Source organism: Aeromonas sp. sif0611 (genome assembly GCF_019218845.1).
In the GTDB taxonomy this organism is placed as follows: domain Bacteria; phylum Pseudomonadota; class Gammaproteobacteria; order Enterobacterales; family Aeromonadaceae; genus Aeromonas; species Aeromonas media.
In genome coordinates this window covers 17,411-44,183 of the sequence record NZ_JAHUWU010000009.1, presented here as the reverse complement: position 1 = coordinate 44,183, position 26,773 = coordinate 17,411, and the positions used below count along the sequence as shown (strand labels likewise).

The following is a 26,773-nucleotide window of genomic DNA, read 5'->3' as shown; positions in this document are numbered from 1 at the left end:
ATGCTGACCATAGCGAACCATACCTTCTCATCGCGCCTCTTCACCGGCACCGGCAAGTTTGCCCGCCCCGACTTGATGGCGGCCGCCATAGCGGCGAGCGGCTCCCAACTGGTGACCATGGCCATCAAGCGCCTCGAGCCCGGCAAGCGTCACGACGATATCCTGAGCCCCTTGCTCAAACTCGGGGTCAAGCTGTTGCCCAACACCTCGGGCGCCAAGACCGCCGCCGAGGCGGTGTTTGCCGCCCACCTGGCACGGGAGGCGCTGGGGACGAACTGGCTCAAGCTCGAGATCCACCCCGATCCCAAATACCTGCTGCCCGATCCCATAGAGACCCTCAAGGCCGCCGAGCAGTTGGTGAAAGAGGGCTTCGTGGTGCTGCCCTATTGCGGCGCCGATCCCGTGCTCTGCAAACGGCTCGAAGAGGTGGGCTGCGCCGCCGTCATGCCGCTGGGCGCCCCCATCGGTTCCAATCAGGGGCTGGTGACCCGGGAGTTCCTCTCCATCATCGTCGAGCAGGCCAATGTCCCCGTGGTGGTGGATGCGGGCATAGGTGCGCCGAGTCATGCCGCCGCCGCCTTCGAGCTCGGCGCCGACGCCGTGCTGGTCAACACGGCGATTGCCGTGAGCGGGGATCCGGTCGCCATGGGCCGCGCCTTCGCGCTGGCCTGCGAGGCCGGTCGCAGCGCCTATGAGGCGGGCCTCGGGGCGCGCGGCAGCCAGGCTCAGGCCTCCAGCCCCCTGACCGATTTTCTGGGGGCGCTATGAGTCATGAGGCTGGAACCATGAGTGACTTCGAGCCTTTCGCACCACCCCAAGTGCGCCCGAGTGATAGCTCCCCTCTCCCTCTGGGAGAGGGGCTGGGGGTGAGGGCTGAGGAGCCTTCCTTTATCGACCGCTGGCAGGAGCTTGACTGGGACGACGTGGGCATGCAGATCCGCGCCAAGACGGCCTTGGATGTGGAGCGAGCCCTGAACGCACAGCGTCGCACCCTGAGCGATTTTATGGCGCTGATCTCCCCGGCCGCCGAGCCCTTCCTGCCCCGGATGGCGGAGCTGGCCGAGCGCCTCACCCGCCAGCGTTTTGGCAACACAGTGGGCTTCTATGTGCCCCTCTATCTGTCGAACCTGTGCGCCAACGACTGCTCCTACTGCGGCTTCTCCATGAGCAACCGCTTGAAGCGCAAGACCCTGAACAGCGAAGAGATCGAGCGGGAATGTCTGGCCCTCAAGGCGCGCGGCTTCGACAGCGTGCTGCTGGTGACCGGCGAGCACGAGACCAAGGTGGGCATGGACTACTTTCGCGAGCATCTGCCGCGCATCCGCCGCCACTTCAGCACCCTGGCGATGGAGGTGCAACCCCTGTCGCAAGCCGAATACGCCGAGCTCAAGACCCTGGGGCTGGATGCCGTCATGGTCTACCAAGAGACCTATCATGCCCCCGCCTACGCCCGCCATCACCTGCGCGGCAACAAGCAGGACATCAAATGGCGCCTCGCCACCCCGGACCGGCTGGGGCGCGCCGGCATCGACAAGATTGGCCTCGGCGCCCTGATCGGCCTGTCACCGGACTGGCGCGCCGACAGCTACTTCGTGGCCGAGCACCTGGCCTGGCTGGAGCGCCACCACTGGCAGAGCCGTTATTCCCTCTCCTTCCCACGGCTGCGCCCCTGCACCGGGGGGCTGGAGCCCGAAGTGAGCATGTCGGACCGCCAGCTGGTGCAGCTTATCTGCGCCTGGCGCCTCTTCTCGCCGACCCTGGAGCTGTCTCTCTCCACCCGGGAGTCCCCGGCGTTTCGCAACGGCGCCCTGCGCCTTGGCATCACCCAGATGTCGGCGGAATCGCGCACCCAGCCCGGCGGCTATGCGGAGGGAGACGAGGAGGAGTTGGAGCAGTTCGCCATCCACGACGATCGCACCCTGGGCGACGTGGCCGATGCCGTGCGGCAGGCCGGGTTGCAGCCGGTGTTTAAGGATTGGGAGGCGTTTTTGGGCCGATAGGGGCGGCCAGGCCCCCTTTATCGGTGGCATCCGGGGCGTTCAGCCAGACTCCGTGCCTGTGGCGAGCAGGCACGGCTGTGCCGTGCAGTCGTAGGGTCGATTAGCCGTCAGGCGTAATCGTCCGCTTTGCAGTTTTTTTGGGGGGGGAAATACGGCACGGTTTCGCCGTGCAGGACGCGAGGCCGCTGGCCTCGACGGGGTTTCGCCCGCCCTTCGGGCCGGGGCGAGTGACTTTGGAAAGACCCAAAGTCACTAAAGGTCTTCTCCCCCGCCAATCCGACCGCTACGCGGTTTCCCTCGGGTCAGGTGCAAGGTCGGACGGATCGCCGCAGACGGCACATCCCTGTGCCGGCTGCGTCTGCGCCATCATCCCTGATGGCGCTCCTGACCTTGCCCCTTCCCCTCGGCGGATTGGAGGGGAGAGCCAAAGCCGTGCCTACCATAGCTTCAGGGGCTGTCGTCGTAGGGTGTGCAGAGTGCATTACACCGTCCAACAAATAGATTTTTCATGGAGAGTGATACACCTCACTTCGTTCATTGCCACATAGGACGCTGTATGGGTAATATAGATACGGAAGTATATATTTCGATCATCTAGGGCTGGAACGGAGGCTCCGTTCGCTTGATGGAGTATGTTAATTGGACGGATTCGTATATTTTGTATCCCTAACTTCAAATTTATTCACGATTTTTGCATCTATGCTGGCTATATATATTTATTTCTCTAGGAAAGAGGAGATATCGTCAGTCTTTAATTTGCTCATTAACTATACACATCAATTATCTCTTTCTGAGGTGAGAGAGAAAATTGAAAGATTAAATGAGTATAACGCGAAGGATCCTGAGCAGTGTGAGCACGTTATAAATATATTTAATGAAATAATTGGTCAAATTCGAGGCAATGAGAGGCTTCGGCGTCACTTTTCTGAAATATTAGTTACGATGGAATCCCTATCTGCCGATAAACGGCGCCTTACCGAACCAAGGAAAAGAGCATTGGTTAGTGAACTGAGAGAGCGGTTACGGCATTTAAATATAAGTAATATTGATAATCTGGTTGGAGAGAGTCAATGAGCAAGATAGTTAAAGCAATCAATGTGATGGTTTCAAATCCAGAGCGTATCACTGGTGTTATAAAAGGAGGCTATGAAACAGAGTGCTTCTTTATATATGATGGTAAGCATCCCTGGTCAATATTAAAAAGAGATGATGGTCACTATTACATGGCATATTATCCAGAGGGGCAGGATATATACGAGCTATCAAAAATCTCTAGCGATGATTGGCATTATGCATCTATCCTTTGTGTAACTTATACAAGCCAAGAGTTAGGTACTAAAGAGGCCATAGAGTCAATGGCTGAACTCTATAATATAGTAAGTCAGAAGTTGTATGGTATGGATGATGTTTTAGATGACATAATTAACAGCGACGAATTATTTTAATATTTAGATTTCATGGGTGTAATAAGGTGGCATTGTTACACCTATTTAATAATTTGCGTAGATGCATAATATATATCTTGCATAGATATTTATAATTAGTTGATAAAATAGACTGAAAACATCAAGCGAACTAAGTTGCAATAATGTGGTTTATCGCACGAGTTATTTTAGTGGTGGAGTCTAGAGGTGAAATTCACTTCGTTAATTACATCCTACGGCACTGCGCAACAACAAAATTCACGCAGCAGATCGACTACTTATAGGGCGATGTCGTGACCTTGTCTCGATTGCTTCATCCAATAGCCGACATTACCGTAGAGATGATGGGAGCCAACTGGTTGATGCCAGCGTCACCTCAATAGATTCGTGTGCCGCACGGACAAACTCATCGGCATCGCCCGCTTCGAAGGGGCGAATGACGAGATGGGCGTTGGCAAGGCGCTGGAATGGCATCACTTATCCTGCTTTTTCAGGAAGTAACTGATATGCCCCGGCGGCATATCGGGCAGCTGGCCAAAGACCTCGTAGCCCTGCTTCTGGTAGAAGGGGAGGGCCTGGAAGCTGGTGGTTTCCAGATGGTAGTTGGTGATGCCCTTGCTCTGGGCGTACTGCTCCATGGCGCCGAGCAGGCGGCTGCCCCAGCCATCCTTGCGGATGCTTTCGTCAATCCAGAGCCAGTCGACGTGCAGCCAGCCCCACTTGATGTCGGCGATGATGCCGCCGTGGACCTTGCCCTGCTCATCCTTGATAAAGCTGGCGATCCGTTCGCGCAGGTGCGCGCCGGCGTGATCCAGGTTGTAGCCGGAGAGGCCAATTCGCAGCGCTTCGATCTCATCGTCCTGAGGCGGTTGGGGTGTGGTCAATTGCATAGTGCTTCCTGCTTGATGTTGGTTGTATCTATCTGGTTGTGGCCTGTGGTGTGTCTATCTCCCCGCGGCCAATCAAGAATCCATTTCCGCCCATTCCACCAGAGGAGGATATTGAGACGGACCATGGTGGTGTCGTCAAAGGAGGAGCGGATCACCCTGAGGGTTGGCGTGCCCGGTGCGATCCTCTTGAATCTTGGCCCGGACTACCGTAACGGAATCTGGCGGGGCCATGCCACCCTTTTGTGCAGCCAGGTTCGCCAGCCTTTGTCGTCCCCGTCCCATATGCGCATCGACCCGGGGCCGGTTTGTCTCTAGCATGGGAGGGAGGCGGAGCGGGGCTCCGTCATGCGGGCTTTTGGCGAAGTCCGTTCCACGGACTTCTGGCGGAGAGAAAAGATGAAGCTGCGTTCCTTGTTGATGGTGGGTGCCCTGCTGCTGGGCGGTTGTGCGGTCAATCCTTATGGCGGCACCCCGGCGCCGGTCGGCGAGCCGGACAAGCCGGTGAGTCAGCCAGAGAAACCTGTGGCTGAACCCGAGGCGGTCAAGCCGCCGCCCAAACCCGTGGCACCGACCGGGCTGGCGGTCGCCATGGCGGATGCTTTCTTGAAGGCCCCCGAGGTGCAGGCACTGACCCGGGACGGCAGCCCGGTGCTGCTGTTGATGGCCCCTCAGAACGGCACGGGTGAGTCGTTCAACACCCAGTCCATGGCGGTGGCCATGATCCAGCGGATTCAGAAACAGGGCGGCTTCAGCTTCGCCGATCCCGGCCAGGTATCAGCCATCACCAGCCAGCTCGAGTATCAGCAGGGGGGGATGAATCCGGCCTCTTTGGTGCGTCTGGGTCGTCAGACCGGGGCCGGTTACATGCTCTACGGGGATCTCGTCTCCGAGGGAAGCCGCTATCGACTCGCCATGAGCCTGATGGATCTCAAGAGCGGCGAGCTGCTCTGGAGCGGGAACCGCTCTGCCAGCCGCTGATCCCGTCATCCCGGCCACCGAAAACGCCATCGAGCTCCTCTCGATGGCGTTTTCGTTTCAAGGCGCCAGCGCGCTCGCCGCGAGCGCCTGTCATGGGCCGAGTGGCGCCATATCCCCCTTGCGGGTACTGACTGCGGGCCCGGGGGATAGCCGTTCACTACCGCACCTGCGGGTGCTGCCGCCACGTTGCCACGGCGTCCGGGCCGTATGCGATACTGCACGGGTCGTGTATAACAGACAACACAGGGCCCTCCCCGCAGATAAAAGGAGCACAGATGGCGCTCTCAGTGGCACAACTCTATGAAGTGATGACCCAGCTGCCCGATCCCGTCTTCATTCTCAGTGAAGATGGTCATTACATCGAGTACATCGGCGGGGTGGAGCAGCAGTCATACCAGGATGGCAACCCGCTGATCGGCAAGCGGTTGTTCGACGTGCTGCCGGCAGACAAGGCGTTCTGGGTGATGGAGCAGGTGGCGCGTGCCCTGGCCAGCGGCCAGGTGCAGGTGGTGGAGTACGATCTTTCCCCCGCCGAGGTGGAGGGCATCGATGCCGAGGCGGGTCCCCAGGGAATGCAGCGCTTCGAGGGCAAGATAGCGCCGCTGCCCTCCCTCTATGACGGCAAGCGGGCGGTGGCCTGGATGACCCGCAACATCACCCGCCAGCACGAGCTGCAACGGCGGCTCAAGCGGCTCGGCGAGACGGATCAGCTCACCGGCCTCTACAATCGCCACTTCTTCTTCGATCAGTACCACCAGAGGGTGCAGGGTCAGCCGCTCACCGGCCTCATCATGCTGGATCTCGATCACTTCAAGCAGATCAACGATCGTTACGGCCATCAGGCCGGGGACAAGGTGTTGTGCCGCGTCTGCGACTGCGTGTCCGCCCAGTTGCGGGGAGAGGATCTGTTCGTGCGCAGCGGCGGCGAGGAGTTTCTGATCCTGCTGCCGCAGATAGACGAGGAGATATTGCTGAAGGTGGCGGAGCGGATCCGTGCCGCGGTGGCGGCCATGGAGCCGGATCCGGCCCCCGTCACAGTCAGTCTGGGCACCACCCTGATCCGGCCGGGGGAGGATCTCGGCGCCGTGTTGGCCCGGGCGGACGAGTGGCTCTATCGGGCCAAGCGAGGCGGGCGCAACCAGGTGGCCCACGACGGGGATCCCTGAAAAGCCCCCGGGCTTGCAACGAAGGAGGGCGACCCTGTGTCGCCCTCCTTCAGTTGTCTGTGTCTGCGCCCGTCTCAGCCAAACAGCGTCGAGATGTTCTGGCCCGCCATCAGCAGGCCGATGGCCAGCACGCTGAACCAGACCAGGGTGGCAGTGACCAGGGCGTAGCCGAGGGCGACGAAGAGGCCGTCCCGTTGCAGCATGCCGATGGCCAGCAGCAGTATGGCCCAGGCGGGCATGGCGTTGGTGAAGGGAATGGCGCCGAGCGGCAGCATCAGCAGCAGGGCCGCCAGCATGATCAGCAGGCCGTTGCAGCGATTGATTGTGGAGCTGCCGGTCAGCAGCAGCAGGCGCGGCCGGATGAAACGGTCGATGCGGGCCAGCAGATCCGCCCCCTTGTGCAGGGCTGGCTTGAGGTGCTCGGCGGCGAAGCGGCGCTCCATCAGGATGGCGGGCAACCAGGGTACCCGGTTGAGGGTGATGCCGATGCCGATGAAGAGGATCAGCAGGCCAAAGGGCGTACTGACGCCCGGGATGGAGACCGGCAACAGGAAGGGGACGGTGAGCAGCACACAAAACAGCAGCATGCCCTGCTCGCCCACCAGGGCCAGCATCTCCTTGAGGCTGATGTGGCTCTCCTCGATGGCGTGGGCGGTGGCCCTCAGGGTATCGGAGAGCGTGCTTTGTGGGTCGTTGAGTTGCGCGGCAACCATTCCTGAGATCCTCGTCCTGTTGATGCCACCGCTTTGGCGTCGACAGCTTACGTGGCAGAGGTTAATCCCAGATGAATAATGTGAGCCGGCGCAAGCTTTGATGAAAAGAGAGGGCGGGGAACGGGGGCGGGTCGCCAAAATGGGGCGATACAGCCACCATCCAGGGTCGGATGGAACAGGCTCTGATATGCTTTTGACGCAATCCATGCAACTAGGGAGAAGAGCGTGACGCGAGCGACGATGATGGTGCTGGGACTGTGCTTGCCGCTGACGGGCTGGGCGGCCGAGCCTGCCGCGCCGGGCTGGCAGCTGACCCCTTTCCTGGGTTATAGCTCGTCCATCGACTTCGAGGCGATGGATGAACCCGCCCCCACGCCCCACGTAGGCTCCCTGCAAGGGGAGAGCTCGGGCAACTGGGGCCTCTTCATCAGCCGGGAGGTGGATGATCCCGGCATGATAGAGCTGCTCTACAGCCATCAATCCACCCCCGTCTCCCCGGATCAGCCGGACAGGCTGACGGTGGATACCCTGCACTTCGCCGGGGCCCTGACCCTCTCGGACAACCTGATGGCGCCCTATATAGGCGCCGGGATCGGGGTGACCCGCTTCGATGCCTACGACAGCGAGACGGCCCCCTCCATGTCCCTGGCGCTCGGGGTACAGCCGCGCCTGGGGGAACATCTGGCGCTGCGGGCCGAGGTGCGTGGCTACGGCTCCCTGCTCAACGACGACAGCGCGTTTCTCTGCAACCCCGAGGTCTGCGCCTTCCGGGTGCGGGGGGATCTGCTCACCCAGTGGCAGGCCAATATCGGCTTGACCCTGAGGTTCTGAGCCCGCGATGTGGGTCGGTTTATTTGATGCCGAAGGTGATGCGGCTCAGGGGCTCGTTGACGTCAAACACCTTGTACTGTACCGCGCTGGCGCCCATGGCGAGCACCCGCTGCTCGTGCATGGTGGCGTAGGCGAGAGCGCTCGCCTCATCCTCGAACAGATAGATGCCGCCCGCCTCGCCGGTGCGCGGGTTTTCGGTCCAGATCTTGGAGATGAAGCCCGGCTCCCGGGTGATGGACTCGGCCAGCGGCGTGGCGGCGGCGGTCAGGGACGGCCCCATCAGCTCGGCGGGGAAGGTGAAATGGATCTGCAGCAGGCTGGGCATGATGAACCTCTCTCGGGGGAATGACGGAATCCGCATCATAAGAAGCCGGCATCTTGGCTGCAAGAAGGCACATTCTGGTGGCATAGTTACCCCAAAGGAACCACTCGCGAGTCATCCCTTGTCCTCACTGCCTTGCCCCGCCTATCAGGTATTGCGCCTGCTCGCCGGTAAATGGAAACCGGCCATCCTGTTTCATCTGCGCAGCCAGACCCTGCGTTTCGGCGACCTGCGCCGCTGCCTCCCCGAGGTGAGCCAGAAGGTGCTCACCGCCCAGCTCAAGGAGCTGGAGAGCGACGGCGTCATCATTCGTACCCTCTATCCCGACGTCCCGCCCCGGGTCGAATACACCCTGAGCCCGCTCGGGGTGGCCCTTCTCCCCCTGCTGCAACAGATGCATGACTTCGCGCTGGCGAACGCCGACCTACTGGCAGGGCAGGATCCCGCCCCTAGCGAGCCCGCAGCAGCCAGCCGCTGATCCGGTTCGTCGCCAGCAACCGGCAGGCGAGCAGGGAGAGCATCAGCAGCACCGGCACCTTCACCAGCTCCCACCACAGCAGCTTGCCCTGGGGGCCGAACATCATCAGCCAGACCACCAGCATCATGTGCAGGCAGTAGAGGCCCAGCACTTTGGGGGCCTGGCGTTCCAGCCAGCTGCCCTTGCCCCAGTTTGGGTTGGCCAGCAGCAGGCCGAACAGGCCGAGCGCCCAGGGCAGGGAGCCGAGCAGAAAGTCGTGACGGTTGAGGGGCACGGCGGCAAAGCGCAGCAGGCCCTCGGCCTCCAGGGCATAGAGTCCCATCCCCGCCACCATCAGCAGGGTGCTGCGCCTGGCATCCGGTTGCCAGCCACGCAGGCGCAGCTCGGCGCCAAGCGCCACGAACAGCAGCGAGAAGAAGGGGCCGTTGCGGGTCAGCAGGGCCCACTCGCCCCCTGGCAGCAGCGGGCCATAGGAGCCGCCGATCAGGGCCAGCCCGTAGAGCAGGGCACCCGCCACCAGAGCCAGTCGGGGCAGCCTGATCCGCCAGCAGAGGGCCAGCAGCAGGACGGCCAGCATCAGGGCGGGCAGGAACCAGAGGTGGATCATGCCACCCACCCACCAGGCGTTGAGAGGATCCCCCAACTGCATCTGCCACTGGCCCGCCATGCTGGTCAGATAGTCTTCCGTCATGGCCGCGACCGGGTTGAAGGGCACCAGCAGATAGAGCAGGCTCCAGGCCAGCCAGAGTCCCAGCAGGGGGCGGCAGTAGCGCAGCGCCACCGCCATGGGCTTGCCTGCGGCGAGGGCGGGTTGCAGGAAGTAGCCGGCGCAGAGGAAGAAGAGCGGCACCGCGAAGCGGCACAGCTGGTTGATGATGGCCCCGAGCCAGAGGTAGGGGGTGCCGTCCCAGAGGGTGGGATCGAACGGATTGCTGAAGGGAGAGAGGTGAATGGTCATCACGGCCATTATGGCCAGGACTCGCCCGCACTCGATGCTGGAGATGCGCATGATGGTTTCCGACGGCTGAAACCTGGCACCCTAGCAGCCGGGCACATGCCTCTTCCAGCCGGGGGGCCGCCAACTGTGACCCCCATCGGTGCCCGGTTACCCTTTGTTACCCGGGGGATGGGCAGGGTTACTCCGGGTGGGAGGTGGATCCCGTTTTGGTGTCGGTAGAAGCCCTAGAGCAGGGCGACCAGCGCTGTCGCGATGGCGCCCGTCAGCAGCAGGGCGATGCCACGTCCGGCCGGGCCGTGCAGCTTGTTCCACATCAGCAAACTGGTGAGGGCCAGCAGCAGCATGGAGAGGGCCGCAAGATCGCCGACCAGTTGCCAGGAGAGACCGGTGCCCATGCCGCGATGCAGCCGGTTGAGGCTGGCGGCGAGGTTGGCCCGCTGCAGCTCGGTCTGCACCAGCAGGGTACCCTCCACATAACTGGCGGCCAGGCTCTGGCTGAGGGTGACGCCGCGCAGCTCCCAGCGCGCCGGCAGGGTGAGGGAGCCTGTGGGGGTGGGCAGGGTCCGGGCCGGGGTGATGCTGAACCGTCCCTCCTCCAAGCCCTCGGGGTAGTGCTGTTGCAGCAGGGCTTTCAGTGCGTCCGGGCTCACCAGCGGCGCGGCCAGCGTTATCTCCTCGCTCGACTTTTCGGTGTGGGGGCCGGGCAGGGGCAGCACGGCCCTGTGTTGGAGCCAGAGGCCGGTCAGACCGTAGAGCAGCATCAGGGTGAGGGTGGCAAAGCCCGCCCAGGCGTGGATGCGGCGCACCCACTTGTTGTTGTGAAGGGGGAATCTCTTGGGTTTCATCATGGTGGCGCGTCATAAAAAAACTGGCCAGCAGAGGCTGGCCAGTTTGGCTGTGGACAGGAGGATCAGAAGCGGTAGGCGGCGGTGAGATTCAGCTGACGGGGGCTGCCCGGCATGATCTGGGCCGCGCTGGTGGCGCTGACGAAGTAGTCGTGGTCGGTCAGGTTCTCCACGCTGAGCTGGGCATCCCAGTGCTGCCAGCGGTAGCCGGCGCGGGCGTCATAGCGGGCGTAGCCCGGCAACACTGTGGTGTTGGCGTTGTCGGCGAAGCGATCCCCCACCGCCGTCACCCCGGTTTCCCCATACCAGCCCTGCTTGCCGCTCTGGTAGCCGGCGAACAGCTGGCCGTTCTCGCGGGAGACGTTCATCGGCCGCTTGCCCTGCAGATCCGCATCCGCCTTGACCTGCTCCGCGTCCTGGATGGCGATGCCGCCGTGCAGGTAGAAGGCATCGGTGAGCTGGGCGCGGGCGCTCAGCTCTATGCCGTCGGTGCGCTGCAGGCCGGTGAGGAGCACCTTGGTAGGATCCAGCGGATCCTTGCTGCGCTTGTTGTACATCTCCAGCCGGTAGATGGAGAGGGTGGTGGCCAGGCGGCCGTTCAGCCAGTCGCTCTTCACGCCCCCCTCGTAGAGCCGGGTGTGCTGGGGATCCAGGTTGTTGTTCTTGTCCCCCGGGGTGATGCCGATCAGCTCACCGCCGACCGGGGTGAAGGTCTTGCTGTAGGAGGTGTAGAAGGCGTGCTCCTCGATGGGGTTCCACACCAGGCCCAGACGGGGGCTCAGGCTGGTGACCGAGAGGGTCTCCTCCTTGTCGAGGTCGTTGCGGCGGCTGGTGACGGTGAACGCGTCCCGGCGCAGGCCGCCGAGCAGGTGCCAGTCCCCCAGGCTGAGCTGATCCTGCACATAGAGGCCGTAGCCACGCACCCTGTGTCTGGCGTCGCTGGAGAGCTTCATGGCGCCGTTGTAGCTGGGCAGTGAGCTCGGATCGTACAGGTTGCCCGGCGGGATCGCGGTGGCGTTCTGATAGAGCTTGGGGGTGCGCTCCTGCCAGCTCTGCTCCAGGCCCACCAGCAGGCGATGCTCGACGGGACCGGTCTGCAGCTGGCCTTCCGCTTCCGTGTTGCTGGTCAGGTTGTTGGCCTTGAGATCCTGCTGCCAGCGGGCGCGGGTCACCTGGTCGCCCTTGACGCTGGTGACATAGGTGTTGTCGAACTGGCTGTCGAGACTGGTGTAGCCGAGCTGCTGGCGCAGTTGCCACTGCTCGTTCAGATCCCAGGTGAGCTGGGAGCGGGTGGACTGGGCCACGTCATCTATGTAGTCGCGGCTGGTGTCGCTGTAGACGCTCTCGATGGGGACATCGGCCGGGCGACCGTTGACGCCTGGGATGCCGCGATCCGGGGTGCGATCGCTGCCGTTGCGCTCGTACTGCACCAGCCAGTTCAGCTTGTCGGTGATCTCCCAGTTGGCGGAGGGGGCCAGCAGGGTGCGCTTGCTGGTCACGCCGTCGCGAAAACTCTCCTTGTCCTCCTGGGCCAGGTTGAGGCGCAGCTGCACCCGCTCGCCTGCCTCGGCATTGAGATCCGCGGCGAGGCGCTGGCTGTCGAAGCTGCCGACCCGGGCACTGACGCTGGAGGCCTGGCCCCGCTGCGGCTTCTTGCTGACCCGGTTGATGATGCCCCCCGTGCTGCCACGGCCGTAGAGCACGGCGGCCGGCCCCTTGAGCACCTCGACCCGCTCTATGTTGCCGAGATCTCGGGTGTACTGCATGTCGTCCCGCAGGCCGTCGAGGTAGAAGTCGTTGCTGGCGTTGAAGCCGCGGATGTTGACACCGTCGAAGCGGGTGTCGCCGCTGGCGTTGACCCCGGGGATGCCGCTCAGGGCCTCGCTCAGGGTCGGTTGGCCGTAGGCGGTCAGCTCGCTGGCGGAGACGCTCTCTATGCTCTGGGGCACCAGCTTGGCCGGGGTGTTGGTGCGGGTGGCGGTGGCGACTTCCTCGTGTTGGCTGCGTTTGCCGACCACAGTGAGGGTTTCGTCTTCGGCCTGGGCGCTGGCGCAAAGGGACAGCAAGGCGACGCCCAGCAGGGCGCGCGGGGAGTTGGGGTTATGCATCTGCGTGTGACTCTTTTAATCGACCTGTCGGCCTGAACTTATTGATTTATTTGTAGTTATTAGTATCTCCCGTTTCGAGAGGACGCTAATGATATTGATTTTCATTTGTCTTGCAAGGCAAAGATGCAAAAATCCCACACCTACGAGCAGTTGTGCGGTCAGTTGAGGATCATTGCCCTGATGCAACCCATCGGATGAGTCTTGGTTGGGGCAAAGGGCTGGTTTACCATCCGGGTTCGGTGGCGCCGATGCTGCCCCAGGGAAACAGGAAACGGAACATGGAAGAGATCATCAGGGCAGACCTTCATAACCGGCAGCACGGCGAGGCGCTGGTCTATCTGCTCAACGAATACGCGAAAGACGAGATGGGCGGGAGCAGCCCCCTCGCCGATGAGGTGAAGGCCAATCTGGCGCAGGCCCTGGCGGCGAGAAGTGGTGCCCATGTGTTGCTGGCCTGGGTCGATGGGCAGCCGGCCGGGGTGGCCACCTGCTTCGAGGGCTTCTCGACCTTCGCCTGCCGGCCCCTGCTCAACCTCCACGACCTTGCGGTGCACCCGGATCATCGCGGGCGCGGCCTCGGCAAACGGCTGCTGGCGCAGGTGGAGCAGCTCGCCCGGGAGCTCGACTGCTGCAAGCTGACCCTGGAGGTGCTGGAGGGTAACAGGGTGGCGCAGGCCGCCTACCTGGCCAGCGGTTTTGCGGGCTATGAGCTCGATCCCGAGGTGGGCCGGGCCCTGTTCTGGCAGAAGAAGCTCTAGCCTCTGTGGCTCAGCCCCCAGGCGGGAGGGGAGAATGAAAAACGGCGCGCAGAGGGATCTGCGCGCCGTTTTGTCTGGGGCCGGAGTTAGAAGTCGTAACGGGCCGCCAGCTGGAAGTCATCCTTGGTGTTCAGCTTGCCGCTGTCATTGCTGTCCAGGTTGTTGATGCGGTATTCGCCGATGACGCGCAGGTTCTTGTTGAACTTGTACTGGGCACCCAGGGTGTAGTAGTCGATGGAGTCGTAGTCGGACTTGCCGCTCTGCTCCACCTTCTGCTTGTTCCACAGGGCCATCAGGCCGAAGCCGCTCTCGAAGTTGTAACCCAGCGCCCCTTCCCAACCGGTGTGATCCTTGCCGGTGGCCAGGAAATCGCTGCCGTCTGCGTAGCTCAGGGCGGCATAGACGGCCTTGTTGTCGTACTTGGCGGAGAGCAGCCACAGCTTGGCATCCTCTTCACCGCTCTTGTCGCGGATACCCACGTTGTAGGCGGTACCCAGGGCCAGGTTGAACGGGAAGGTGTAGGCCAGGGCGGCGCCGTAGGCGGCATCGCTGTCCTTGCTGGTGGTCTCTTCGGTGTCACCGCCGTCGAACTTGTAGCTGGTATCGACCTGGAAGCCGTTGAACAGGCCGGAGTATTTCAGCACAGAGCCAGCGCGGTTGGTGGCGAAGGTGTCTGTCTTGGCACCCAGCGCCTCGTTGCCGTAGCCGTCGGAGAGGGAGACGTCGGTCCAGTCGGCCAGCAGGCCGGGGGCGCCCTTCTGGCGACCGAAGGTGACATTGCCCCAGTCGGCACCCACACCGGCGAAGGCCAGGCGGGTGCGCATGTTGTCGGAGTTCTCGCTGACGGTCTTCTCGCTGTCATTGACGTAGATCTGCAACTCGTACTGGGCCAGGGCCTTGAGGCCCGGGTTGATCTCGCTCTCTACCTTGGCGCCCAGGCGGACGAACTGGTTGGCGCCCTGCTTGTCGCTGTATTCGTTCTTGATGTCGCCATTGGCATCCAGCTCTTTCTTCTCGCCGAAGAACTGGCCGGCGTAGATGCGGCCGTAGAGGTCGAGCAGGGTGCTCTCGTTTTTGTACACTTCAACGGCTTGAGCCTGGAAGGCGGCGGTAAGAGCCAATGCTACTACTGTCAGCTTTTTCATCATGATCCCTTGTGTTGCAAGCTTTTGTTTTAAAAGACGGGGCCATGCTAGAAGTGACAGATGACAGTCGGGTGACCGTGCAATGAACAAACCGTGTCGATTCCATGTCAGCGGGATGAAAACCGGGATTTATGTGGCGAGCCGCCACTTTTGCGCGCAAAGGTTTGCCCTTGTGGTAGAATGCCGCCCGTTTTCGAGCTCCTAAGGTTGGATATGCGATGAGACGTGAACTGGCAATCGAATTTTCCCGAGTGACGGAAGCGGCTGCACTGGCTGGCTACAAGTGGCTCGGACGTGGTGACAAGAATATCGCCGATGGCGCGGCCGTTGCGGCCATGCGTCATATCCTCAATCAGATCCAGATCGATGGCGAGATTGTGATAGGTGAAGGCGAGATCGACGAAGCCCCCATGCTCTACATCGGCGAGAAGGTGGGTACGGGTCAGGGCGACGCCGTGGACATTGCGGTCGACCCCATAGAGGGCACCCGCATGACCGCCATGGGGCAGTCCAATGCCCTGGCCGTGCTGGCCGTGGGCGACAAGGGCTCCTTCCTCAAGGCTCCCGACATGTATATGGAGAAGCTGATCGTGGGTCCGGGTGCCAAGGGCGCCATCGATCTCGATCAGGCCCTGGAGCTGAACCTCAAGGCCGTGGCCAAGGCGCTCGGTAAGCCGCTCTCCCGCCTGACCGTCATCACCCTGGCCAAGCCGCGTCATGACAAGGCGATCAAGGAGATGCAGGGGCTGGGCGTGCGGGTGTTCGCCATCCCCGACGGCGACGTGGCCGCCTCCATCCTCACCTGTCTGCCGGACAGCGAAGTGGACATGCTCTATGGCATCGGTGGCGCTCCGGAAGGGGTGATCTCGGCGGCGGTGATCCGCGCCCTGGACGGCGACATGCAGGCGCGCCTGGTGCCCCGTCATCAGGTCAAGGGCGACAGCCCCGAGGTGCGTGCCCTGGGCGAGCAGGAGATTGCCCGTTGCCAGGAGCTGGGCATCGATGTGAGCAAGGTGCTCAAGCTGGAAGATCTGGCCAAGAATGACAACGTCATCTTCTCGGCCACCGGCATCACCAAGGGTGATCTGCTGGAAGGCATCACCAGCAACGGCGTCATGGCGACCACCGAGACCCTGCTGATCCGCGGCAAGTCACGCACCATCCGCCGCATCAAGTCGATCCACTTCCTGGATCGCAAGGACAGCGTGGTGCGCGACATCATTCTCTGATGCGCGGAGGCCCTGCCACTAAAAAGCCCGACCGCTGTTGCCGTCGGGCTTTTTGTTACCCTGCGTCCGGGTCTGGACTATTTAGCGGGACAGGGCGGATAAGGCTAAGGGGAATCGGGGCCCTTTGATAGACTGCTTCGCCATGCACAGGAATGCATCATATGGAATGTCGTCAAGGTTGCGGTGCCTGCTGCACAGCCCCCAGTATCAGCAGTGCCATTCCCGGCATGCCGGAGGGCAAGCCGGCCGGCGTTCCCTGTATTCAGCTCGACGCGTGGCTGGGCTGCAAGATCTTCGGCCAGCCTGAGCGTCCGGCAGTGTGCAGCAGCTTCAGGCCCATGCAGGACGTATGCGGCTCTCACCGCCAGGAGGCCGTCTGGCTTATCGGTGAGATGGAGCGGCTGACCTCCTGAGCCCTTGACCCTCTCCCTCAGAGATAGGAGGGTGGTTGCTTGTTTCCCCCTCATCCCCAGCCCTTCTCCCGCGAGGGGAGAAGGGCGCTGAGAAACACCCCGAATCAACGCGGGAACACGGAATAGAAAAAGGCCGCAATTGCGGCCTTTTTGATTCTCTCTGTCGAGCTGGGATCAGACGTCGGCCAGTTGCAGGGCCTGACGATAGTACTCGTTGGCCTTGTTGGTGAGACGGCGCTTGTCCATCACCTGCCCGAGGGCATGGTAGAGGGCGGCATCCGGCCGCTTCGCCACTTCCTGCTCCAGCAGGCGCTGGGCATCGTCCAGCTGGCCAGCCAACAGGTAGACTCGCGCCAGTGCCGCCTCGGCGCCCGGCTGATCCTGGATCTTCTTGAGCAGGGTCAGCATGGGCTGATAGTCATCCAGCCTGAGTTTGGGCAGACGGGCGAACAGCTCGGGGGAGGGATCCTTGCGCAGGGCCTCCAGCCAGAGGTCGGCAGCCTCGCTGTCGGCACCGAGTCGGCGCAGACGATCCCCGTAGCTGGCCAGCAGTTCGGGGTCCTGACGCAGCTTGCGGGGCAGCGCCTGCCATACCGGGCGCAGTGTCTCGAGGGCGCCGCTGGCTGCCTCGAGACGGCCAATCCAGGCCTGGTGCAGCAGGGCTTCTTCCTGCACCGACGTCAACTTGCCCACCTTGCGCAGGGCCGGGGCGAGATCGATGAGGGCCGCCCAGTCTTCACGGGCCAGATAGACCTGGCGCAACTGATCAAGCACCATGGGGTGGCGCGGGTGCAGGGCATAGACGGACTCGAGCCGACCGAGGGCGCTGTCGTACTGGCCCTGCTCTATCTGCAGCTGGGTCTGGATCAGGGTCAATGCCAGCTCGGCCTTGGGGTTCTCCTCCTGCGCCTTTTGCAGGTAGTGATCCCGGCGCACGTCATCGCCCCGGGCCTGGGCCACTCTGGCGGCACTCAGGTAGTTGAGCAGCGGGGTGTCGCTGTTGTCAGCGCCCTTGATCAGCAGCTTCTCGGCCTGGTTGTAGTGCCCCTCGGCCATGGCCAGGGTGGCATTCACCGTTTGCAGGTTCGCCTTGCGGCGACGGCGCGAGCCGAACCAGCCTTGCGTCTTGCGGCGCAGGCCGAAGACCCGGCCGAGCACCCACTCGACGATGAGCAGGGCACCGTAGAAGAGTACCGCCAGGATCACGGCGCTGGTGACCGAAGACTCCACCGTGTAGTTGCCAAGCGAGATGAGCACATAGCCCTTGTTGCCGGACGCTTCGGGGCCGAAGATCAGGCCCGCGACCATCACGGCCACCACGACGATCAGACGAATCATGGTCTCTTCCTCAGTTGCCGGCCAGGATGCGTTGCAGGCGCTCGGTCAGCACCTGTTCCAGCATGGCCTGGGTCTTGAACTGATCCGGGTAGTCAAACTGGATCTGCTCGCCTTTGAGCTTGTCGAGCTCGGACTGCATGTACTGGGTGGCGCTGTTGTCGACGTCGAAGTACTGGGTCAGCCAGCGCTGGGCCTTCTCCAGGCTGTCGGTATAGAGCGCCTGCTGCTCGCGATAGACGGCGAGCTGGGCCTGCAACAGCTTGGTCTTGAGGTTCTCCCGCAGGAAGATCTCCTGCTGCGGTGAGAGCAGGGCCTCCACGGCACCGTCGCGGCGACGTATGGTGATGAAGTTCTCGGTGAACTTGACCCAGTTCTTCTTGAGATTGCTCTCCCACTCGTCCGGATTGGCGCTGACCGCCTGATCCGGTTCGGCCTTGGCTTGTGGCATGCTCACGGTGGAGAGGGGCAGCAGCTCTATCTGGTCGGACAGCGCGGCCAGCTTCAGGGTCAAGCCTTCGCGATCGACCCGCGGCATCCCCTTGAGCTGGGCTATGTCTTCCGCCAGCGCCTTGCGAATGGGCATCAGGCTGGGGTCGTTGAGCGCCTTGATCCGCTCGTCGGCGTTGCCGAGCAGGGTGATGGCGGAGACGATGTCGTGTTCTAGCCACAGCTTGCGGCCCGCCATGCGCACCAGGTATTCGGATTCGGCGAGCATCCAGTCGTTGGGACGCTTGTCGTCGAGATCCAGCACCTTGGTCTGCAGGGCGTCCAGCGCCTCCTGCAACTGCTGTTGGTTCTTGCCGAGTGCGCCGATCTGTTCGGCATCCTTGCTGTTGCTCTGATCCAGCTTGCCCATGGCCTCGGCCAGTTGCAGCTTGAGGGCGCCGAGTTCGGCCTGCTGGGCGACGGCATTCTGGTGGCCGTGCAGATAGAGGCCGCCGGTCAGCCCCAGGGCCAGCAGGATGGCAACGCCACCGAGGACGACGCCGGCGCCGCCCTTCTTGTTGCCGGCGGCCTTGTTCTCGGGCTTGTTGTTGTCGGCCGCGGGGGCCGCAGCACTCGGCTGGACTTCTTGCTGTTCAGTCATTCCATCTTCCTCAGTTCCAGGGCGGCCACCAGAGCCTGGTTGGATGCACCTTGGGCAATCACGATACGGGTAAAACCAGCTCCCTCGGCCATCTCGGCCACCCGGGGACTGGGCACCACCAGCAGGCGGCCATAAAGCCAGGGTTGCTGCGGGCCGGGCACTAGGGCCAGCAACCGCTGCAAGAGTTCACCACTGGTGATGAGCAGGCTGTCGAGGCCGGCTGCCTGCCAGTGGCGGGTCAATGCGTCCCCGTCGAGTTCGGGGTAGTGGCGCTCGTAGGTGGCACAATAGTGCACCAGTGCGCCGCGTGAGGCCAGCGTTCGGGCGATGAGATCCCGCCCGTCGTTGCCGCGCAGGATCAGCACCCGCTTGCCGCTCACCCCTTGCAGGGGCGGCAGGGCCAACAGGCCTTCACTGCGGGGATCGGTCGGGCAGAGGGCCTGGACACCCACCTCGCTGAAGGCATCCGCGCTCGCCTGACCGACCGCAAAGTAGTCAATATGTGGCCAGGTCAGACCAGTTTGCAACAGAAAATGATGAGCAAATTTAACGGCATGGGCGCTGACGGCGATGATGATGTCCGTCTGGGGCAGCCATTCGGGCAGGTGGGGGAGTTCACTGCCCGGTCGGGTTTCCAGCAGCGGGCAGCACAGTGGTGCATGACCGTGCTGGCGCAGCAGTGCTGCCAGCTCGGCGGCCTGGGCGACCGGGCGCACCACCAGCGGGACCATCAGGCCACGCTCGGTGGTTGTGACCATGAGCAGACCCGACTCGCACTCATGCCCGGTAGACCTCGGCCAGAATGGCGTCGGCACCATCGGCCAGCAGGCGCTGGGCCAGGGTGTGGCCGAGCGCCTCGCCATCGGTCAGGGGTCCGCGGATCTCGTCCCGGATCACCTGGGTGCCATCCGGGCTTCCCACCAGGCCGCGCAGCCAGATCTCGTCCCCCTGCACCAGGGCATAGGCACCGATAGGAACCTGACAGCCCCCTTGCAGGGCACGGTTCATGGCGCGCTCGGTCAGCACCCTGATCCGGGTCTCGGTGTGTTCCAACGGTGCCAGCAGGGCGTGCAGCTCAACATCATCCAGACGACACTCGATGCCGACGGCACCCTGGCCGTTGGCGGGCAGGCTCTGCTCCGGCTCGATGAAGGCGGTGATGCGATGGGCCATCTCCAGCCGTTTCAGGCCGGCGGCGGCGAGTATGATGGCGTCGTACTCGCCGGCATCCAGCTTGGCGAGGCGGGTATTGACGTTGCCGCGCAGGTCGCGGATCACCAGATCAGGGCGGGCGGCCCGCAGCTGGCACTGGCGGCGCAGGCTGGAGGTGCCGACCACGGCCCCCTGGGGCAGCTCGTCTATCTGTTTGAAACGGTTGGAGACGAAGGCATCGCGCGGGTCTTCGCGTTCACAAATGGTATGCAGGCCGAGTCCCTCGGGGAACTCCACCGGCACGTCTTTCATGGAGTGGACGGCGATGTCGGCCCGGCCTTCCAGCATGGCAGTCTCCAGCTCCTTGACGAAGAGCCCCTTGCCGCCGACCTTGGCCAGCGGGGTATCCAGGATCTTGTCACCCTGGGTGCTCATGGGGACCAGTTCGACTCGCAGATCGGGATAGAGGGCTTCCAGCCGATCTTTTACAAAGTTGGCCTGCCACAGGGCCAGTGGGCTCTTGCGAGTGGCAATTCTCAGGGTTCGGGCTGCCATATCAATCAGTTGTTTCATCTTTAGTGAGGAAAACGATCTTACCACCCTTTGCATGGGCTTTCATGACGCAGCCGGCAAAAGCGGGGCCAAGCTCAAAAAGGGTCGCTGAAAATAATTTTCACTCGGTCATTATATGATGGCAACTAATTGAAAATATTATTTTTTATTGCTTTCTGCTGATACCGTTACGGGGCGTGCCAGAAATAATCCGGTGATTGTGTGCGGGCTTGTTTACCACTGCTGTTTGCATTGTTAACATGATCACACTTTTTTGACGTCTCCCCGTTTTGGTGCGTCATTTCTCTTCCCCATAGGTAGGGCATTGCTGGTAAAACTGGACACGCTGGTGGCGCGCTACGACGAGCTGAATCGTCTCAAGACGCAACGAGCGTTGGATCTCATGAGTCGCTATGGGCAGCAGGTCTTTCAACTGCTGCCTGTCATGCTGCACTTCAATCATCCCCTCCTGCCTGGTTATGTGGCTGGGGACGTGCCTCATGGTATCTGGAGTTTCGTCGCCAACGAGGCCCAGCAGGCCTTCATCCAGGATCTGTGCCAGAACGCGAACTGTCAGGGCGGCCTCAGCACCCACGACAAGTCGATCCAGGGTCTCTACTCCATGGGCAGCACCTCCTCCATCGGACAGTGCTGTCACTCGGATCTCGACATCTGGGTCTGTCACGTGGCTGGTCTGTCGAGTGAGCGCCTCGCCCTGCTGGAGCAGAAGTGCCAGCACCTCTCCCTGTGGGCCGAGCAGCGCGGGGTCGATCTCAACTTCTTCCTGATCCCCGAAGACAAGTTCCGCCAGCGCAACGATGCCCAGATGCAGGGGGAGAGCTGTGGCAGCGCCCAGCACCTGCTGCTGCTCGACGAGTTCTACCGCAGTGCCATGCACATCGCGGGCAAGCGGCTGCTCTGGTATCTGGTGCCGGCCGAATATAACGATCACTACGACGACTACGTCAACGGCCTGTTCGCCCACGGCAAGTTGAGCCAGGATGACTGGCTCGACCTTGGGGGTTTTGACCGCATCCCCGCCGAGGAGTACTTCGGTTCCGCCCTGTGGCAGCTCTACAAGGGCATAGATTCCCCCTACAAGGCGGTGCTCAAGTCGGTGCTGATGGAGGCCTACTCCCACGAGTATCCCAACACCCGGCTGCTGTCGGTGACCAGCCGCGACTGGTTCCAGCACAACGAGGGGATGCACTACCGACTCGACAACTACTGCCTGATGCTGGACAAGGTGACCAACTACCTGAAATCCATCGGCGACATGCAGCGCCTGGATCTGGTGCGCCGTTGCTTCTATCTCAAGGTGTGCGACGGTCTGAGCCACCCCAAGGAGGATCACTCCCCGGACTGGCGCCGGGAGCAGATGGCTCAGCTGGTGGCCTACTGGGGCTGGAGCCCGGAGCGGCTGCATCACCTGGATCATCGCCAGGAGTGGAAGGTCGAGGACGTCAAGGTGGCCTACGCCGAGTTGCTGGAGGCCCTGATGCAGAGCTACCGCAACCTCATCCAGTTCGCCCGGCGCAACAATATCAGCGAGTCCATCAATCCGGAAGACATCGGCATACTGTCGCGCAAGCTCTATGCCGCCTTCGAGAGCCTGCCGGGCAAGGTGCAGCGGATCAACCTCAAGATAGCGCCGGATCTCGGCGAGCCGGATCTCAGCCTGGTGCAGGTGCCGCACGGTCGCCTGAATCGCGCCGGCTGGTATCTCTACAAGCATTCCCTGGAGCCCGCCGACATCATCGGTCGGGCGCCGCTCGAATATAATGGCTACATCAGCAAGCTGGTGGCCTGGGCCTATTTCAACGGCCTGCTTACTCCCCAGTCCCGGGTGCACCTGTTCAATCAGGGCTCGGATCTGCACATCGACAATCTGCACCAGTTCTGCCGCGATCTCTCCGGCACCTTCCCGGTCAAGTATCCCCGCGCCACCAACCTGGCGCTGAGCCGGCCGTGCGAGATCCGCCAGCTCTCCATCTTCCTGAACCTGGAGACGGACCCGTCAAGCCACTGGGTGGGGCAGGTGATCGAGTTCGATGCCAATGCCGCCGACGTCTTCTCCTTCGGCCGCAACCAGGAGTGCCTGGTGGGATCGGTGGATCTCGTCTATCGCAACTCCTGGAGCGAGATCCGCACCCTGCACTTCGAGGGAGAGGAAGCGGTGGTGGATGCCCTCACCACCATACTCGGCAAGATGCACCAGGATGCCGCCGCCCCCGAGATGATAGAGGTGTTCTGTTACAGCCAGCACTTCCGCTCCCTGGTGCGTACCCGCTTCCAGCAACTGGTGGCCGAGTGCATCGAACTGCGCCTGGCCCGGGACAAGCAGCAGTTGGTCAAGACGCTGGCGCTGGGGAAAGAGAAGTACGGCATCTTCTTCGAGCGGCGCGGGGTGTCGGTGAAGAAGCTGGAAAACGCCATCGACTTCTACCGCCACATCTCCCACAACAAGCTGGATCACCTGCCGCTGCGCCTCGACAAGACCCACAGCCAGCATCTGCCCGGCATTGTCGATGCCTACGCGAGCGAAGGGCTGGTGCAGTTCTTCTTCGACACCCGGGATGCGGGCACCAACATCTATATCCTGGACGAGGCGAATCGGGTGGAGATCTACCAGCACTTCGCCGGCAACAAGGATGAGTTGGTGCAGGGAGTTAACCGCTTCTACACCTCGGGCCACGAGCGCTTCAGCGATGCGGGCCAGTTCAGCAACTTCAACCTGCCCCAGTATTACGAGATCGTGCAGATGGGCGACAAGCTGGAGGTGATCCCCTACCGCAGCCAGAGTCCGCAGCGGGACAATCCGGGGGCGGCCCGGGAAGTCGGGTGATGTGCCGGGCACATCGCCAACGGGATGAAAGCAAACGGCCTGCTGATGCAGGCCGTTATCGTATCCGCAGTGCGGGATCAGGCGCCGAGGCGGGCCAGCAGCCAGCGACGGATCTCGTCGAGCTGGGGGCGGCAGATCTCGTGGCGCATCGGGTACTCGTGCCACTCTGGGCTGAGTCCCGCCGCTTCCAGACGGTTCTTGGCATCCCAGCCCATGGAGAGGCTCACCACGTCGTCATAGATGCCGTGCATGTAGCAGATGGGCAGGGCGCGGGCGGCCTCGCTCATCTCCTCGACCAGTTGCTCGGGCGCCGCCAGATAGGTGGACATGCAGAGTAGGCCCGCCAGCTTTGCTTGATAGCGCAGGGCGGTGAAGGAGGCGATGACCCCGCCCTGGGAGAAGCCGGCCAGCACGATATGCTCGGGAGCGAAGCCCTCGGCTACCAGCTGATCCAGCAGGGCTGCGATACGATCGGCGGACTCGCGCACATGGGACTCCACGGCGCGATCCGCCGGATCCTCGAAGCTCTTGATGTCGTACCAGCCGCGCATCTTGTAGCCCATGTTGATGGTAATGGGCCGCTCGGGCGCATCGGGCAGCAGATGGCGGACGGGCAGGTCGGCGGGCAGGGCCAGCGCTTCCACCAGCGGGGCGAGGCCTGCACCGGAATCCCCCAGCCCGTGCAGCCAGACCACCGCGTGACGGGCGCCCTGGGGATGCAGATCCATCATGGGAGACTCTGCCATCATGGGAACCGGACGGGCTCGCCCGCCTGGGTGGTGCAGGCCCGGGTCAGCAGAGCCTTGAGCTCGTCGCCGAAGCGGTTGTCGATCCAGCTGTCACCGCGCAGCTCGAAGTGGAAGCCGTTCTCCCGAGTGGCCACCCAGATCTGGTGCAGGGGCTCCTGCTTGTTGATGATGACCTTGGTCTTGTTCTCGAAGCTCAGGGTCAGCACACCGCCGGCCCGCTCGCAGTCGATATCCGGATACCCCTCGTCGATAACGTCTTCCACATACTGGAAAAAGGCGTCGGTCAGGGCGTGATACTCGTGATCCTTCATCGGTTTATCCTGTTGCTTTTAACAATGTGAGTGCGATTATAGAGGGCCAAAAATTTTTTCGCAGCGAACCATTATGATTACCCAGTTCACCAAGTGCCTGTTTGCAGCGTCGCTGTCGTTCGGGTTGGCCGCCTGCGGCCTGACGGGGCCGCTCTACATGCCACCGGCCGAGCAGCCCGTCTCCACTGAGCAAACACCGGCACAGCCCAAGACAGAGAGTACACCGCAAGCCGCCTCGCTTGCGACCGCCAAACCGGCCTCCGAGGCCGCGCCGCAATAATCTAGGAAGGAACCGCCCCCTTGGATCACTTTAACTACGACGCCGACGGCCAGCTTCAGGCCGAGCAGCTTCCCCTGCAACAGCTCGCCGACCAGTACGGCACCCCGCTGTATGTCTACTCCCGCGCCACTCTTGAGCGCCACTGGCACGCCTTCGATCAGGCTGCGGGCGACATTCCCCATCTGATCTGCTACGCGGTCAAGGCCAACTCCAACCTGGCCCTGCTCAACCTGCTGGCGCGCCTCGGCTCGGGCTTTGACATCGTCTCCGGCGGGGAGCTGTCACGGGTGCTGGCGGCGGGGGGAGATCCGGCCAAGGTGGTCTTCTCCGGCGTCGCCAAGAGTGAGGCCGAGATGCGCCTCGCGCTGGAGAAAGAGATCCTCTGCTTCAACCTGGAGTCGGAAGCCGAGCTGGAGCGCCTGAACCGGGTCGCTGGCAGCATGGGCAAGAAGGCGCGAGTCTCGGTACGGGTCAACCCGGATATCGATGCGGGCACTCACCCCTATATCTCCACCGGCCTCAAGCAGAACAAATTCGGCATCCCCATCGAGCAGGCGCCTGCCATCTACCGCAAGGCAGCGGCCATGGCCCATATCGAGATCAAGGGGGTGGATTGCCATATCGGATCCCAGCTCACCGAGCTCAATCCCTTTATGGAAGCGGCCGACAAGCTGCTGAAGCTCATTGACGAGCTGGCGGCCGAAGGCATCCACATCCATCACCTGGACGTGGGCGGGGGTCTCGGGGTCAACTATGGCGCCGAGCAGCCGCCCCACCCGACCGAGTACGCCGAGGCGCTCAAAAAGAAGCTGGCGGGCCGGGATCTGACCCTGCTGTTCGAGCCTGGCCGCGCCATCGTCGCCAACGCCGGCGTGCTGTTGACCCGGGTCGAGTTCTTGAAGCCCGGCGAGACCCGCAACTTCGCGCTGATCGACGCCGGCATGAACGATCTGCTGCGTCCCTCCCTCTACGGCGCCTGGATGAACATCATCGAGGTGGACAGCCGCACGACCCACGAGAAGGCGCTGTACGACGTGGTGGGCCCGGTGTGCGAGACCGGTGACTTCCTCGGCAAGGAGCGTACCCTGGCGATTGCCGAGGGCTCCCTGCTGGCGGTGCGTTCCGCCGGGGCCTACGGCTTCACCATGTCGTCCAACTACAACACCCGTCCCCGTGCGGCCGAGGTGCTGGTGGACGGTGACCAGGCCCATCTCATCCGTGAGCGGGAACAGTTGGCCGATCTCTGGCGCGGCGAGCACCTGCTGCCGTGAGCCGGCCACAGGAACGCAAGACGGTGACAGATTTTTCCAGGATCCATGGGGCTGTGGACGACCTTCGTGACGGCCTGAACTGCGCAGGGAAAGAAGATGTTGATTGAGTTTTCCAAAATGCATGGCCTGGGCAACGACTTCATGGTGGTGGACGGCGTCACCCAGAAGGTGTTCTTCAGCAACGACGTCATCAAGAAGCTGGCGGATCGCCACTTTGGCATCGGCTTCGATCAGCTACTGCTGGTGGAGCCGCCCTATGATCCCGAGCTCGACTTCCATTACCGCATCTTCAATGCCGATGGCAGCGAGGTGGAGCAGTGTGGCAACGGTGCCCGCTGTTTCGCCCGCTTCGTGCGCCTCAAGGGGCTGGTCAACCGGGATCGCATCGCGGTCAGCACGGCCCGTGGCCGCATCACCCTGCAACTGGAGGGGGAGAACCAGGTCACGGTCAACATGGGGGTGCCCCAGTTCGAGCCGGGCAAGATCCCGTTCCGCGCCCAGAAGGCGGAAAAGACCTACCTGCTGCGGGCGCAGGATCACACCGTGATGTGCGGTGCCGTCTCCATGGGCAATCCCCACTGCGTCATCGAGGTGCCCTCGGTGGCCGATGCCCCGGTGGAGACCCTGGGGCCCATCATGGAGCGCCACGAGCGTTTCCCCGAGCGGGTCAACGTTGGCTTCATGGAGATGGTCAGCGCCAGCGAGATCAAGTTGCGGGTGTTCGAGCGCGGGGTGGGGGAGACCCTGGCCTGCGGTACCGGCGCCTGCGCGGCCGTGGTGATCGGCATCAGCCAGGGCAAGCTCAGGGAGCGGGTCACCGTCACTCTGCCGGGTGGCAAGCTGACCATCGCCTGGAAGGGGCCGGGTCAGCCGGTCTACATGACGGGCCCGGCCGAGCATGTCTTTGATGGTCAGATAGAGCTGTAAGCC

At 62.5% G+C, this 26,773-nt stretch carries 28 protein-coding genes and 1 pseudogene; 15 read left to right on the top strand and 14 right to left on the bottom strand.

Going from position 1 to position 26,773, the window contains the following annotated elements; genetic code table 11:
- From KW824_RS17725 to KW824_RS17710, 4 genes are all read left to right on the top strand, one after another.
- Positions 1 to 768 (top strand): thiazole synthase, encoded by a 768-nt coding sequence (locus KW824_RS17725; RefSeq protein ID WP_218410561.1) that lies wholly within the window; start codon positions 1 to 3, stop codon positions 766 to 768.
- Positions 769 to 785: 17 nt separating this feature from the next.
- Positions 786 to 2,000 carry a 2-iminoacetate synthase ThiH gene (thiH, locus tag KW824_RS17720; protein ID WP_256351415.1) on the top strand — a complete coding sequence of 405 codons (1,215 nt, stop codon included), beginning with the start codon at positions 786 to 788 and terminating at the stop codon, positions 1,998 to 2,000.
- Between the two features lie 639 nt (positions 2,001 to 2,639).
- The gene (locus KW824_RS17715; protein ID WP_081844045.1) at positions 2,640 to 3,074 is read left to right on the top strand and encodes a hypothetical protein; all 435 of its coding nucleotides are present in this window, start codon (positions 2,640 to 2,642) and stop codon (positions 3,072 to 3,074) included.
- A complete protein-coding gene (locus tag KW824_RS17710; protein WP_218410559.1) occupies positions 3,071 to 3,445 on the top strand; it encodes a hypothetical protein in 375 nt (124 codons plus the stop codon). Before KW824_RS17715 ends, KW824_RS17710 begins: the two co-directional genes overlap by 4 nt.
- Positions 3,446 to 3,799: 354 nt before the next feature.
- On the opposite strand, the pseudogene KW824_RS21240 reads toward KW824_RS17710, so the two are convergent.
- Together KW824_RS21240 and KW824_RS17705 are read right to left on the bottom strand one after the other, a co-directional pair.
- Positions 3,800 to 3,898, bottom strand: a pseudogene (locus KW824_RS21240) (GNAT family N-acetyltransferase); the annotation flags it as partial.
- On the bottom strand, positions 3,898 to 4,314 hold the full coding sequence (locus KW824_RS17705) for a GNAT family N-acetyltransferase (RefSeq protein WP_218410557.1): 417 nt from the start codon (positions 4,312 to 4,314) through the stop codon (positions 3,898 to 3,900). The pseudogene KW824_RS21240 and the gene KW824_RS17705, both read right to left, overlap by 1 nt.
- Positions 4,315 to 4,710: 396 nt before the next feature.
- Between KW824_RS17705 and KW824_RS17700 the strand changes: the two genes are divergently transcribed.
- Together KW824_RS17700 and KW824_RS17695 are read left to right on the top strand one after the other, a co-directional pair.
- A complete protein-coding gene (locus KW824_RS17700) occupies positions 4,711 to 5,292 on the top strand; it encodes a hypothetical protein (protein ID WP_043130659.1) in 582 nt (193 codons plus the stop codon).
- Positions 5,293 to 5,567: 275 nt separating this feature from the next.
- A complete protein-coding gene (locus tag KW824_RS17695; RefSeq protein WP_218410555.1) occupies positions 5,568 to 6,458 on the top strand; it encodes a sensor domain-containing diguanylate cyclase in 891 nt (296 codons plus the stop codon).
- Between the two features lie 74 nt (positions 6,459 to 6,532).
- Here KW824_RS17695 and KW824_RS17690 read toward each other — a convergent pair whose 3' ends face one another.
- Positions 6,533 to 7,171: an exopolysaccharide biosynthesis protein gene (locus KW824_RS17690; protein WP_005328986.1), complete on the bottom strand. Its 639-nt coding sequence runs from the start codon at positions 7,169 to 7,171 to the stop codon at positions 6,533 to 6,535.
- Between the two features lie 225 nt (positions 7,172 to 7,396).
- Between KW824_RS17690 and KW824_RS17685 the strand changes: the two genes are divergently transcribed.
- A complete protein-coding gene (locus KW824_RS17685; RefSeq protein WP_268435114.1) occupies positions 7,397 to 8,002 on the top strand; it encodes an outer membrane beta-barrel protein in 606 nt (201 codons plus the stop codon).
- A gap of 19 nt (positions 8,003 to 8,021) precedes the next feature.
- Here the strand turns inward: KW824_RS17685 and KW824_RS17680 are convergent, their stop codons facing one another.
- On the bottom strand, positions 8,022 to 8,327 hold the full coding sequence (locus KW824_RS17680) for a monooxygenase (protein WP_218410553.1): 306 nt from the start codon (positions 8,325 to 8,327) through the stop codon (positions 8,022 to 8,024).
- A gap of 118 nt (positions 8,328 to 8,445) precedes the next feature.
- On the opposite strand from KW824_RS17680, the gene KW824_RS17675 reads away from it, so the two are divergent.
- Positions 8,446 to 8,802, top strand: a complete 357-nt coding sequence (locus tag KW824_RS17675; protein ID WP_218410551.1) for a helix-turn-helix domain-containing protein — start codon at positions 8,446 to 8,448, stop codon at positions 8,800 to 8,802.
- Here KW824_RS17675 and KW824_RS17670 read toward each other — a convergent pair.
- The 3 genes from KW824_RS17670 to KW824_RS17660 all read right to left on the bottom strand — a co-directional run bounded on the left by KW824_RS17670 (position 8,774) and on the right by KW824_RS17660 (position 12,713).
- A complete protein-coding gene (locus tag KW824_RS17670) occupies positions 8,774 to 9,811 on the bottom strand; it encodes an acyltransferase family protein (RefSeq protein WP_218410549.1) in 1,038 nt (345 codons plus the stop codon). The two genes, KW824_RS17675 and KW824_RS17670, sit on opposite strands and share 29 nt — an antisense overlap.
- 173 nt (positions 9,812 to 9,984) lie before the next feature.
- Positions 9,985 to 10,605 carry a PepSY-associated TM helix domain-containing protein gene (locus tag KW824_RS17665; RefSeq protein ID WP_218410626.1) on the bottom strand — a complete coding sequence of 207 codons (621 nt, stop codon included), beginning with the start codon at positions 10,603 to 10,605 and terminating at the stop codon, positions 9,985 to 9,987.
- 65 nt (positions 10,606 to 10,670) lie between these two features.
- Positions 10,671 to 12,713: a TonB-dependent siderophore receptor gene (locus tag KW824_RS17660; RefSeq protein WP_218410547.1), complete on the bottom strand. Its 2,043-nt coding sequence runs from the start codon at positions 12,711 to 12,713 to the stop codon at positions 10,671 to 10,673.
- 278 nt (positions 12,714 to 12,991) lie between these two features.
- Here KW824_RS17660 and KW824_RS17655 point away from each other — a divergent pair, with 278 nt between their 5' ends.
- Entirely contained in the window at positions 12,992 to 13,471 is a 480-nt protein-coding gene (locus KW824_RS17655) for a GNAT family N-acetyltransferase (protein WP_218410545.1), read from the top strand.
- An 86-nt stretch (positions 13,472 to 13,557) separates the two neighbouring features.
- On the opposite strand, the gene KW824_RS17650 is transcribed toward KW824_RS17655, so the two are convergent.
- The gene (locus KW824_RS17650; RefSeq protein WP_218410543.1) at positions 13,558 to 14,616 is read right to left on the bottom strand and encodes a porin; all 1,059 of its coding nucleotides are present in this window, start codon (positions 14,614 to 14,616) and stop codon (positions 13,558 to 13,560) included.
- Between the two features lie 218 nt (positions 14,617 to 14,834).
- Here KW824_RS17650 and glpX point away from each other — a divergent pair, with 218 nt between their 5' ends.
- Positions 14,835 to 15,845, top strand: a complete 1,011-nt coding sequence (gene glpX / locus KW824_RS17645; protein WP_041206766.1) for a class II fructose-bisphosphatase — start codon at positions 14,835 to 14,837, stop codon at positions 15,843 to 15,845.
- Between the two features lie 161 nt (positions 15,846 to 16,006).
- On the top strand, positions 16,007 to 16,258 hold the full coding sequence (locus KW824_RS17640; protein ID WP_171273103.1) for a YkgJ family cysteine cluster protein: 252 nt from the start codon (positions 16,007 to 16,009) through the stop codon (positions 16,256 to 16,258).
- Between the two features lie 174 nt (positions 16,259 to 16,432).
- On the opposite strand, the gene KW824_RS17635 is transcribed toward KW824_RS17640, so the two are convergent.
- Genes KW824_RS17635 through hemC form a run of 4 tightly spaced genes read right to left on the bottom strand, consistent with a single transcriptional unit; the run spans position 16,433 to position 20,390 of the window.
- The gene (locus KW824_RS17635) at positions 16,433 to 17,596 is read right to left on the bottom strand and encodes a heme biosynthesis HemY N-terminal domain-containing protein (protein WP_043130631.1); all 1,164 of its coding nucleotides are present in this window, start codon (positions 17,594 to 17,596) and stop codon (positions 16,433 to 16,435) included.
- A gap of 10 nt (positions 17,597 to 17,606) precedes the next feature.
- Complete coding sequence (locus tag KW824_RS17630) at positions 17,607 to 18,683, bottom strand: uroporphyrinogen-III C-methyltransferase (RefSeq protein ID WP_218410541.1); 1,077 nt, start codon at positions 18,681 to 18,683, stop codon at positions 17,607 to 17,609.
- Positions 18,680 to 19,414 (bottom strand): uroporphyrinogen-III synthase, encoded by a 735-nt coding sequence (locus KW824_RS17625; protein ID WP_218410625.1) that lies wholly within the window; start codon positions 19,412 to 19,414, stop codon positions 18,680 to 18,682. The genes KW824_RS17630 and KW824_RS17625 overlap by 4 nt, the downstream gene beginning before the upstream one ends.
- Before the next feature lie 46 nt (positions 19,415 to 19,460).
- Positions 19,461 to 20,390: a hydroxymethylbilane synthase gene (gene hemC, locus KW824_RS17620; RefSeq protein ID WP_182310278.1), complete on the bottom strand. Its 930-nt coding sequence runs from the start codon at positions 20,388 to 20,390 to the stop codon at positions 19,461 to 19,463.
- Between the two features lie 322 nt (positions 20,391 to 20,712).
- Between hemC and KW824_RS17615 the strand changes: the two genes are divergently transcribed.
- Complete coding sequence (locus tag KW824_RS17615) at positions 20,713 to 23,232, top strand: class I adenylate cyclase (protein ID WP_218410539.1); 2,520 nt, start codon at positions 20,713 to 20,715, stop codon at positions 23,230 to 23,232.
- A gap of 77 nt (positions 23,233 to 23,309) precedes the next feature.
- Here KW824_RS17615 and KW824_RS17610 read toward each other — a convergent pair whose 3' ends face one another.
- Both KW824_RS17610 and cyaY read right to left on the bottom strand, forming a co-directional pair.
- A complete protein-coding gene (locus KW824_RS17610) occupies positions 23,310 to 23,963 on the bottom strand; it encodes an alpha/beta hydrolase (protein WP_218410624.1) in 654 nt (217 codons plus the stop codon).
- 14 nt (positions 23,964 to 23,977) lie between these two features.
- The gene (gene cyaY / locus KW824_RS17605) at positions 23,978 to 24,292 is read right to left on the bottom strand and encodes an iron donor protein CyaY (protein ID WP_005330957.1); all 315 of its coding nucleotides are present in this window, start codon (positions 24,290 to 24,292) and stop codon (positions 23,978 to 23,980) included.
- A gap of 73 nt (positions 24,293 to 24,365) precedes the next feature.
- Here cyaY and KW824_RS17600 point away from each other — a divergent pair, with 73 nt between their 5' ends.
- The 3 genes from KW824_RS17600 to dapF all read left to right on the top strand — a co-directional run bounded on the left by KW824_RS17600 (position 24,366) and on the right by dapF (position 26,770).
- Complete coding sequence (locus KW824_RS17600) at positions 24,366 to 24,572, top strand: lipoprotein (protein ID WP_171273107.1); 207 nt, start codon at positions 24,366 to 24,368, stop codon at positions 24,570 to 24,572.
- Between the two features lie 20 nt (positions 24,573 to 24,592).
- A complete protein-coding gene (gene lysA / locus KW824_RS17595; protein ID WP_218410538.1) occupies positions 24,593 to 25,843 on the top strand; it encodes a diaminopimelate decarboxylase in 1,251 nt (416 codons plus the stop codon).
- Positions 25,844 to 25,939: 96 nt separating this feature from the next.
- Complete coding sequence (gene dapF, locus KW824_RS17590; RefSeq protein ID WP_025325502.1) at positions 25,940 to 26,770, top strand: diaminopimelate epimerase; 831 nt, start codon at positions 25,940 to 25,942, stop codon at positions 26,768 to 26,770.
- Positions 26,771 to 26,773: the final 3 nt, after the last annotated feature.

Coding starts and splice junctions, on each gene's coding strand:
- KW824_RS17650 (WP_218410543.1), bottom strand. CDS start 14,616: ATGAAAAAGCTGACAGTAGTAGCATTGGCTCTTACCGCCGCCTTCCAG.
- KW824_RS17655 (WP_218410545.1), top strand. CDS start 12,992: ATGGAAGAGATCATCAGGGCAGACCTTCATAACCGGCAGCACGGCGAG.
- KW824_RS17630 (WP_218410541.1), bottom strand. CDS start 18,683: ATGACTGAACAGCAAGAAGTCCAGCCGAGTGCTGCGGCCCCCGCGGCC.
- KW824_RS17710 (WP_218410559.1), top strand. CDS start 3,071: ATGAGCAAGATAGTTAAAGCAATCAATGTGATGGTTTCAAATCCAGAG.
- dapF (WP_025325502.1), top strand. CDS start 25,940: ATGTTGATTGAGTTTTCCAAAATGCATGGCCTGGGCAACGACTTCATG.
- KW824_RS17705 (WP_218410557.1), bottom strand. CDS start 4,314: ATGCAATTGACCACACCCCAACCGCCTCAGGACGATGAGATCGAAGCG.
- KW824_RS17640 (WP_171273103.1), top strand. CDS start 16,007: ATGGAATGTCGTCAAGGTTGCGGTGCCTGCTGCACAGCCCCCAGTATC.
- KW824_RS17610 (WP_218410624.1), bottom strand. CDS start 23,963: ATGATGGATCTGCATCCCCAGGGCGCCCGTCACGCGGTGGTCTGGCTG.
- KW824_RS17680 (WP_218410553.1), bottom strand. CDS start 8,327: ATGCCCAGCCTGCTGCAGATCCATTTCACCTTCCCCGCCGAGCTGATG.
- cyaY (WP_005330957.1), bottom strand. CDS start 24,292: ATGAAGGATCACGAGTATCACGCCCTGACCGACGCCTTTTTCCAGTAT.
- KW824_RS17665 (WP_218410626.1), bottom strand. CDS start 10,605: ATGAAACCCAAGAGATTCCCCCTTCACAACAACAAGTGGGTGCGCCGC.
- glpX (WP_041206766.1), top strand. CDS start 14,835: ATGAGACGTGAACTGGCAATCGAATTTTCCCGAGTGACGGAAGCGGCT.
- KW824_RS17625 (WP_218410625.1), bottom strand. CDS start 19,414: ATGGTCCCGCTGGTGGTGCGCCCGGTCGCCCAGGCCGCCGAGCTGGCA.
- KW824_RS17670 (WP_218410549.1), bottom strand. CDS start 9,811: ATGCGCATCTCCAGCATCGAGTGCGGGCGAGTCCTGGCCATAATGGCC.
- KW824_RS17600 (WP_171273107.1), top strand. CDS start 24,366: ATGATTACCCAGTTCACCAAGTGCCTGTTTGCAGCGTCGCTGTCGTTC.
- KW824_RS17700 (WP_043130659.1), top strand. CDS start 4,711: ATGAAGCTGCGTTCCTTGTTGATGGTGGGTGCCCTGCTGCTGGGCGGT.
- KW824_RS17660 (WP_218410547.1), bottom strand. CDS start 12,713: ATGCATAACCCCAACTCCCCGCGCGCCCTGCTGGGCGTCGCCTTGCTG.
- KW824_RS17635 (WP_043130631.1), bottom strand. CDS start 17,596: ATGATTCGTCTGATCGTCGTGGTGGCCGTGATGGTCGCGGGCCTGATC.
- KW824_RS17690 (WP_005328986.1), bottom strand. CDS start 7,171: ATGGTTGCCGCGCAACTCAACGACCCACAAAGCACGCTCTCCGATACC.
- hemC (WP_182310278.1), bottom strand. CDS start 20,390: ATGGCAGCCCGAACCCTGAGAATTGCCACTCGCAAGAGCCCACTGGCC.
- KW824_RS17695 (WP_218410555.1), top strand. CDS start 5,568: ATGGCGCTCTCAGTGGCACAACTCTATGAAGTGATGACCCAGCTGCCC.
- thiH (WP_256351415.1), top strand. CDS start 786: ATGAGTGACTTCGAGCCTTTCGCACCACCCCAAGTGCGCCCGAGTGAT.
- KW824_RS17725 (WP_218410561.1), top strand. CDS start 1: ATGCTGACCATAGCGAACCATACCTTCTCATCGCGCCTCTTCACCGGC.